The sequence below is a fragment of the Arthrobacter sp. 10T413_2 genome (assembly GCF_056394205.1).
The window spans coordinates 1-2,101 of record NZ_JBFTHK010000320.1 but is presented as its reverse complement, the minus strand read 5'-3'; the positions used below and the strand labels follow the sequence as shown (position 1 = coordinate 2,101).

At 69.7% G+C, this 2,101-nt stretch carries 2 protein-coding genes and 1 pseudogene; 1 reads left to right on the top strand and 2 read right to left on the bottom strand.

Features of this window, described 5'->3' with window-relative positions; genetic code table 11:
- A pseudogene (locus tag AC1DBQ_RS23080) lies at positions 1–231 on the top strand (TetR/AcrR family transcriptional regulator); the annotation flags it as partial.
- A 173-nt stretch (positions 232–404) separates the two neighbouring features.
- On the opposite strand, the gene AC1DBQ_RS23075 reads toward AC1DBQ_RS23080, so the two are convergent.
- Positions 405–1,799, bottom strand: a complete 1,395-nt coding sequence (locus AC1DBQ_RS23075; RefSeq protein ID WP_476930715.1) for a dihydrolipoamide acetyltransferase family protein — start codon at positions 1,797–1,799, stop codon at positions 405–407.
- Positions 1,796–2,101: transketolase C-terminal domain-containing protein (locus AC1DBQ_RS23070; protein WP_476930714.1), on the bottom strand; the 306-nt coding region annotated here is incomplete at its 5' end. The genes AC1DBQ_RS23070 and AC1DBQ_RS23075, both read right to left, overlap by 4 nt.

Sequence of the window (2,101 nt, the reverse complement as noted above, 5' to 3'; positions counted from 1 at the left end):
CTCCAGCGCAATTACGTCGAACTCTGGGTGGATGTCTTGGCCGGGCTGCACGAGGGCACGGAGGCCGCCGAACTGCGGATGCGGGCGCATGCCACCTTCGGCCTGATCAACTCCACCCCGCATTCGGTACGGAGTTCGGGACGGCGGATGGGGGTCCGGCGCGCCAGGCCGCTACTGGAAAGCATGGCGCTGGCGGCGCTCCTGGCACCGGCCGCGCCGCCCGAACCGTAGCTCGCCTGCCCCGGCACTCCGGGGGCACTTTGGCGCGGACACGCCGTGAATCAGGGCCCCGCCGTCGAAAATTGTCCTCAAAGTGCCCCCGGACGGCGGTAGCCCAGCACCCAATAAAGCTGCCGGCGCCCCTCCTTGGCGGGAAGGGCAGCCGGCAGCTGTGATCGGGGTGCTTAGACCATCGCGAGGACCATGCCCGGATCGGCCAGCATGGTGCCGAGGTCCTGGAGGAACCGTGAGCCCTGTTCGCCGTCGACCAGGCGGTGGTCGAAGGAGAGGCTGAGCGTCATGACCTGTCGCAGGGCGACCTCGTCCTGGAACTCCCAGGGCATCTTCCGGACCGCGCCGAGGGCCAGGATGGCGGCCTCGCCCGGGTTCAAAATGGGCGTGCCGGCGTCGATGCCGAAGACACCGATGTTCGTGATGGAGATCGTCCCGCCGGAGAGGGCTTCGGGGCTGGTCTTGCCGGCCCGGGCCGTGTCCGTCAGGTCCGTCAGCGCCGTGGAGAGGTCCAGGAGGGACATCCGGTCCGCGTCCTTGATGTTCGGGACCGTCAGGCCCCGCGGGGTGGCGGCTGCGATGCCCAGGTTCACGTAGTTGAACTGGACGATTTCCTGGTTGGCCTCGTCCCACCGGGCGTTGAGCGTCGGGTGGTTCCGCAGCGCGATCAGCACGGCTTTGGACACCAGTGTCAGCGGGGTGAGCTTGTACCCGGCAAAGGGGCGGCTGGCCTTCAGGCGTGCCAGCAGCTCCATCGTGGGGGTGACGTCAACGGTCAGGAACTCCGTGACATGCGGTGCGGTGAAGGCGCTGGCCACCATGGCGGCGGCTGTGAACTTCMGCACGCCCTTGATCGGAGTGCGGGTCTCCCGCTCGCCCGGGGCCTGCGGTAGCCCGGCGGCCTGAACCTGCGCGCCGGCCAGTTCCTGGGCTGCTGCGGGCAGGTCCCCGCCGCCGACGAAGTTCCGGACATCGTCACGGGTGATGAGCCCGTGCTCGCCCGTGCCGGTGACGGCCTCGAGGTCGACGCCGAGGTCMTTGGCCAGCTTGCGCACCGGCGGCGTGGACCGCGGACGCTCGGCCGGCCTGGTTTCGACAGGCTTGGATACCACCGGCTCGGCAACCCGGACGGGCGMCACCGGTTCGGCTGCCCGGACGGGCGCCACGGCMGGCGCGACCGGGGAGGCCGCGGCCGGGGGCGTGAAGGTGCGGACGCGGCGGGCGGGCCGGCCGGAGGTTTCCAGGACGGCGCCGTAKCCGACCAGGTTCGGCTCGCGCTTGGCGGTCCCCGTGTCGGAACCGGAGCCGCCGTCGTCGCCCTCAATCTMGAAGGACACGATCGGTTTGCCGACCTCGACCACGCTGCCTGGCTGTTCGTGGAGGGCCGCGACCACTCCGGCGAACGGGGAKGGCAGTTCGACGACGGCCTTGGCCGTCTCCACCTCGGCGATGATCTGGTTGAGCGTGACAGTGTCCCCCACTGCGACCTTCCAGGCGACGATTTCGGATTCCGTCAGTCCTTCGCCGAGGTCCGGCAGCCTGAATTCCTTAATCATGGTGGCGCTCATCCTTCCAGCCCGCTGAGGGAGTTGGGGCGGCCCAGGGCGCGGTCGACGCCGTCGAGAATMCTGTCAAGGCCCGGCAGGTGGTGCATTTCCAGCTTCGAGTACGGGTAGGGGACGTCGAAGCCGGTGACCCGGACGGGGGCGGCCTCAAGGTGGTAGAAGCAGCGTTCCGTGATGCTCGCGGCAACTTCGGCGCCGAGGCCGCCGGACTGGGCGGCTTCGTGCGTGATGACCAGCCGGCCGGTCTTGCGGACCGAGGCCTCCAGGGTGGCGAAGTCCAGCGGGGCGAGCGAGCGGAGGTCGAT